The organism is Sphingobacterium sp. UBA7625 (assembly GCF_002484085.1).
GTDB lineage: Bacteria > Bacteroidota > Bacteroidia > Sphingobacteriales > Sphingobacteriaceae > Sphingobacterium > Sphingobacterium athyrii.
Genome location: NZ_DLJD01000058.1, coordinates 359,272 through 365,319 on the forward strand (window position 1 = coordinate 359,272; position 6,048 = coordinate 365,319).

4 protein-coding genes are annotated in these 6,048 nt (G+C 38.8%); 1 reads left to right on the top strand and 3 read right to left on the bottom strand.

The annotated features are described in order from the left end of the window. Positions 1-14: 14 nt before the first annotated feature. From B4G94_RS25270 to B4G94_RS25280, 3 genes are all read right to left on the bottom strand, one after another. The gene (locus B4G94_RS25270; protein WP_286862888.1) at positions 15-3,554 is read right to left on the bottom strand and encodes a SusC/RagA family TonB-linked outer membrane protein; all 3,540 of its coding nucleotides are present in this window, start codon (positions 3,552-3,554) and stop codon (positions 15-17) included. Between the two features lie 22 nt (positions 3,555-3,576). Beyond that, a complete protein-coding gene (locus tag B4G94_RS25275; RefSeq protein WP_286862889.1) occupies positions 3,577-4,599 on the bottom strand; it encodes a FecR family protein in 1,023 nt (340 codons plus the stop codon). A 63-nt stretch (positions 4,600-4,662) separates the two neighbouring features. Then, positions 4,663-5,271 carry an RNA polymerase sigma factor gene (locus tag B4G94_RS25280; protein WP_286862890.1) on the bottom strand — a complete coding sequence of 203 codons (609 nt, stop codon included), beginning with the start codon at positions 5,269-5,271 and terminating at the stop codon, positions 4,663-4,665. A 110-nt stretch (positions 5,272-5,381) separates the two neighbouring features. On the opposite strand from B4G94_RS25280, the gene B4G94_RS25285 reads away from it, so the two are divergent. Then, complete coding sequence (locus B4G94_RS25285) at positions 5,382-6,035, top strand: GNAT family N-acetyltransferase (RefSeq protein ID WP_286862891.1); 654 nt, start codon at positions 5,382-5,384, stop codon at positions 6,033-6,035. Positions 6,036-6,048 lie beyond the last annotated feature (13 nt).

Sequence of the window (6,048 nt, forward strand, 5' to 3'; positions counted from 1 at the left end):
GAATGCTTAGATGTTTAAAACCCGATTCTCGCACCTAGTGTGAACTGCCGGACAGATGGATAGGTAGCCGCATCAGTATAACCATTAATGAGGCTATAGGGATCGTTGCTTACTTCCGGGTCAGGGCCGGGGTACTTGGTGATGGCAAAAATATTGGACGCAGAGAAATAGATCAATGCTGTGTTTAATTTTAATTTCTCCAGTACCGTCTTAGGCAATGAATAGTTTAACGTCAATGACTTTAATTTGAGGTAAGATGCATCATGCACTTGGAGATTGGAATTAGAAACCCCAATTCGATTACTTTCGCCTAAAATAAGTGTGGGTTTATTTTCGTCCCGATTTTGAGCATTGTTGGTTATTTCTAGTATTCTGGCATTTTTGTTCGTCCGGTCTCCTAATCCCAATGCATTCAGATCGGGAAGATAAAGAATATCTCCGCCCTTAGAAAATGTAAAGAGTGTGGTCAAGCCAAATCCCTTATATTCAAATGAATTAGTGATACCTCCATAATATTTAGGCTCGGCATAACCAATGATATCTCTTTTGAAGAAGCCCTTGAAATCTCCATCTGTAAACACATCGTACATTGGATAACCAATGGCTAGATTTTGCAATGCACCAACCTGTGCATAAAAGGAATTTTGTCTATACGCTTCTAGTTCCGCCTGATTTTTAATGGCTCCTTTATACACGTTGCCATAGATTAATCCTACCGGATATCCCTCCCGTAAAAAAGTATTCCCTATTAATGCTTCTGCATTTTGCATCGGGTTATTACTGCCCGGAATATTTGGATTTTGGATATCGGTGCTGATCTTGCCCACATTGGATCTATTGCCGGAAATATTAATTCCAAGATTCCATTTGAAATTTTTGTTTCGTATGACATCTCCCCTGACATCCACTTCCAAGCCTTTATTGGAAATGTCGGCAATATTAACCATAGCATAAGTAAATCCTGAACTTTCTGCTACAGGCATCGTCATCAATAGATCAGAAGTATTTTTTTGATAGTAACCAACAGTACCTGTCAGACGGTTATCAAAAAAGGCAAAATCAAGTCCTGCATCTTTCTGTAATGTACTTTCCCATTTGATCCGGTCATTTCCTAGCTGACTTGCATTTAAGGCATTGGCACCTGCATAAGAACCAGACGTATATAGTGTATAAAAAAGATTGTCTCCTAGATTTTGAGTTCCCGTCTTACCGGCACTCACGCGCAGTTTGAGCATATCTATCCAAGCCACATTTTTAAGAAATGCTTCTTCTTTAAGCTGCCAAGCTGCCCCGAAGGATGGAAAATAACCTACGCGGTGATTTTTTGGAAACTTGGAGGAAGCGTCCGATCGACCGGTAAAAGTCAATAAATAGCGTTCCTTAAATGTATAATTGGCTCTTAAATAAAAACTCAACAATGCGTTTTGAGATGCTGTAGCTGTTGGAGGTAAGGGGACCGCGGCAGATGAAAGACCATTCAAAAAATCGTCATCTGGATATCCTTGTCCTGAAGCCATAAAACTCTCCAGATTGCTTTTTTGCCAAGAAGTACCAAGCAATACATTAAACCGATTTTCTTCATTCAATACTCTGTTGTAAGTCAACGTGTTTTCATAAAACATATCAATGGATTTCCTATAGCCTTGTGAGCCAATCCCACCATTAGAGGAATTACTCGTCCGACCAACGGCGGAAATATTAGCTGTGGATGGAATGTAGTTGACCTGATGATAGCTATTATAATTGGCCGAGACTGTACTTCTGAACTTTAAGTCTTCAATGATATCATACTCGAGCGCTAAAGCACCCAATAGCATACTGTTGTTGGACCTATTAATTCCTTTGAGCAAAGCCATCGGGTTTTGCACTCCTGAACTGGAGGACAATGAAAATGTGGTGGTCTGAAATGTTTTGGGGTTGCCGTCTGCATCAAAAGGCTCAAATGTAGGTGGGGCAAAAAGTGCTGCTGAATAAATACCGTTGGTAATATTATTGGTCGTATAACCATAATCAATATTGGTATTTAACTTTAGTTTTGGCGTAATCTGATTGTCCAAATTAACTTTGCCTGAAAGCCGGGAAAAATCTGTCCCGACCAATGTTCCCTTCTGCGTATTATACGAAAGGGAAGTGTAGTAACGCGAGCCCGTCCCCCCACCACGCATACTTAAGTCCATATTATGGCTGACACCAGTTCGGGTAATCAACCCTAACCAGTCTGTATCTCCTGTACCTAAATAGTTGGCATCATTCAGAACAGCATTGGCGATTGGGTCAGACGCTGCCCCTTGGGTTGCCCTAAGCGCATTCAAATTTTCTGCGCCTTCTTTCATTATGGCTTTATACTGTTGGGTGGACAGCAGGCTTTCGGAAATAGCGCTATTTATTCCCGAATAATAATTCGCTTCGAGGGAAGGTTTTTGATTATACTGTCCTTTTTTTGTGGTGATAATTACCACTCCGTTTGCAGCTCGGGAACCATATATTGCCGTTGCTGATGCATCCTTGAGGATATCAATGGATTCAATATCATTAATATTGAGGCCGGCTAGCGCATTGAGGCCTTTAGCAAATGATGATCCGATCGCGGAATTGGCATACTCGCGGTCTTTTCCCAAGCTTTCAGTAGGATTTACGATATCCGCCCCCGTCTGCACATATCGGTTTGAAACCTGCACCTGCACGCCGTCGATAATATAGAGTGGATCATTCCCACCAATTAGAGATGCACCGCCACGTATCCTAATCCTTGCAACCCCCCCAGGAGATCCATCTGCTTGTGTAACTTGCACACCAGGTGCTTTACCGGCCAGCGCCTGGTCAATACTAACGAAAGGTGTATTTTTGATTTCCTCTATATTAACGGTCGAGATAGTCCCAGTAAGATCTTTTCTTTTCATAGAGCCATAGCCTACACTCACAACCTCGTCCAAAACATTAGTTTTGACATACATTTGCACCAACATTTCCCCAGATGAAGGCATATCCACTGTTTCATATCCTACATTGCTTATCTCAATTCTTTCGCCGTATTTTTCCACCTGGACAAAAAAGAAACCTTTATCATCTGTCTTTGTTGTCTTACCACTAGCAACAATGCGAACAGTGGCTCCTACAATAGGCTTTCCTTCAAAGTTGATGACGCCACCTTTGACAAACTTACTTTGCAAGTCGACTGTCTGTTGCTTTTTGGGAGAAGGTCGCTGAGTTGACATGATCGTAATAACTGAGTCGTCAATACTATAGGATAAAGGATAAGACGATAGAAGCATTTCAAGTGCCGCCTCTAACTTTACGTTGCTTACATTGAGTGAAACATGGTTAATTTTTTTGATATCGTCCTCTTTAAAAAAAAGGTCTAGACCAGATTGACTGGAAATTTTTTGCAATGCCTCCTTTAAGGTTACATTGCTAACATGGAGATCAATCTTCGGAGATTGAGCAAAACTATTGGTCCCGAGTAGAATCCCCGCGATTAATAAAGCAGATTTTCGTTTCATACGGAACCCGTAGTCATTAAGAAAATGACGCTTTCCATAGGTTGTACTGTTCATAATTATTGTTAGGGTTAGTAAATCATCTAGGTAGTACCACTATCTTATTGTCTGATCTTACAAATCGAATAGGTGCATATTTTGCCAGCAGCTTAAGGGTAAAATTTAAATCCCGCGATTTAGAAATGGTGCCACCAAAATGGATATCATCTGGAATATTCCTGACTTCAAATTGAACACCATACCATTTTTCTAACGCGGTGAGAATTGTTGACAAATTATCGTCATCGAATACAAATTTACCGGTCAGCCATGCGCCAACCTTGGCTTGATTAAACGACAAAATCTGAACATCGTCCGTTGTCTGTATAAATTGTTGGCCTTGTACTAGCTTTTTATGGTTGACAGCCACATGCCCTTCAAAAAGGGCAACATAAGATTTTAAGTCATCCGGATAGGATGAAACATTAAACTTTGTACCTGTGACACTGATATTTAGCTTATTAGTATTTGATATAGTGCTTACATAAAATGGGTGTTGCTTATCGGATTTCACTTCAAAAAAGGCTTCTCCACTTACTTTTGCCCATCGCTGACCTGATTTATACACAGTGGGAAAAACAAGTGTCGAATTTGCATTGAGGTACACTTTTGTTCCATCCGGCAAGAAAAAAGAATTAGTTTTCGCATAGGGCATAATAATCTTGACGGTATCGACTTGGGTAGTTTTAACGATGCTGTCTACGACAAGATGTGGAGTTGCAGAAGCCGTAATCGCCATCTTTTTCCCATCATATTCAACAATAATATCTGTATTTCCCCTTGTAACCAAACTGGTTCCAGCGTTGAAATCAGAAGGTTGCGCAAAATAATCCAACGAGAACCAAGTTGATAGCGAGACAAGCAAAATAGCTGCTGCTGCACCAATAATTTTTTTACGAAGTGATACTACTTGCCTAGGTCGTGTAAACCGCTCTGATTCTTGCTCCAATAATTGTACGAACAGTGGGTCTTCAAGTTCTGCAAAAAAAACTTCAAGTTCCTTTAACGTAGCTTTATTACTGAGGTATCTATTTATAAGCGTCTTTCTATGTCTTTCGGTCATCTTGGTTTGTCGTCGTTTTAAGATACGACAATCAGAAATGAAAAATGGGTACCCCTATTCTTATTATTTTTGCAGAATTTTTAGCAAACAGTACATAAGAACCAGATTTTTGTTCATTTTCTTCAGCGTTTCATCGTTTCTCAATACAGATAATGACCTGACAATATGCTTTTTAACAGTATTTTTTGAAATCCCTAAACGCTCGGCTATTTCTTCATAGGAACGCCCTTCTACTTTACACATTTTAAAAATAACGCGGGACTGTTGGGGAAGTGTCTCCAACACTTTGTCTATATATGCACTGTATTCCTTGCGAAAGACCAAGAGGTCAACACTTGGTTCAAGTTCATAGGTATCAATAATACTACTCACTAATTTTTCGTCAAGAATACTACGACGCAAGAGGTTTATGCTTGCATTTTTTGCAGTTAAATATAAAAACCCTCGGATATTGTCTATCGATTCAAACTTGCTGCTATTTTCCCAAAACTTAACGAATACCTCCTGTGTAACGTCGTCAGTTAGCATATCCGATTTAAGAAACATCTTAATATAACGCTTTATCTCAGAAACATATTTTTGATAGAAAAAATTGAAAGACTCTATTTTTCCAGCACGTAGATCCCTGAGCTGATCGATTGAAAGTACATCGGATGTGTTCGAAAATTTCATTCTCTAGGTAAAATTAATGCGCGATAACACGTTTTTTTTGTCTGAATGATGCTGTATGATTCTATAGACTGTCAATACAAATTAAGGAATTATAAATAACAATTTGATAAATGAAATGGAATATTACTCTTAACATGCTAAATCAGAAAACAAATAAGCTTATAATTACGTGGGTTTTAAATTACGCTGTCATTACGTTATTCTCCTTGCATAACCAACAATTGCACAAAACTTTCTCTATATTAGCTATCTATAGAAACCTTTATAAACAATTTCAAAAAATGACCCTAGAAAAATTTTTCTCATCCGAGTTGATTCTTGAAAATGATTCAATCATATTACGCCCTTTGACTATAAATGATATTGACAGCATTGAGTCTATTAGTTTTCACAAAGAATTGGGCGAATTTGGAGCGAGGGTGAAGAACAGAAATGATTTAATGGACTATTTCAACTTCAATCTAGGTGCAAAGACAGAAAAAGAACTTTACCCGCTAATTATCATAAACAAAAAAACGAAGGATCCAATCGGAATAACAATGTTCGGAAATATTAGCTTTCAACATAAAAGATTGGAAATAGGCTGGACATGGATTGGTAAAAAATTTCAGGGAACGGGTATCAATGCCAGCTGCAAAAGACTTCTTCTCGATTATTGCTTTGACAGTCTGGACCTAAGAAGAGTAGAATTTAAAATCGATATCAAAAACCTAAAATCACAAAAAGCTATAGAAAAGATCGGTGCCATCAAGGAGCAGGGCTAACGCATTAAAAATA

Coding starts and splice junctions, on each gene's coding strand:
- B4G94_RS25275 (WP_286862889.1), bottom strand. CDS start 4,599: ATGACCGAAAGACATAGAAAGACGCTTATAAATAGATACCTCAGTAAT.
- B4G94_RS25270 (WP_286862888.1), bottom strand. CDS start 3,554: ATGAACAGTACAACCTATGGAAAGCGTCATTTTCTTAATGACTACGGG.
- B4G94_RS25285 (WP_286862891.1), top strand. CDS start 5,382: ATGAAATGGAATATTACTCTTAACATGCTAAATCAGAAAACAAATAAG.
- B4G94_RS25280 (WP_286862890.1), bottom strand. CDS start 5,271: ATGAAATTTTCGAACACATCCGATGTACTTTCAATCGATCAGCTCAGG.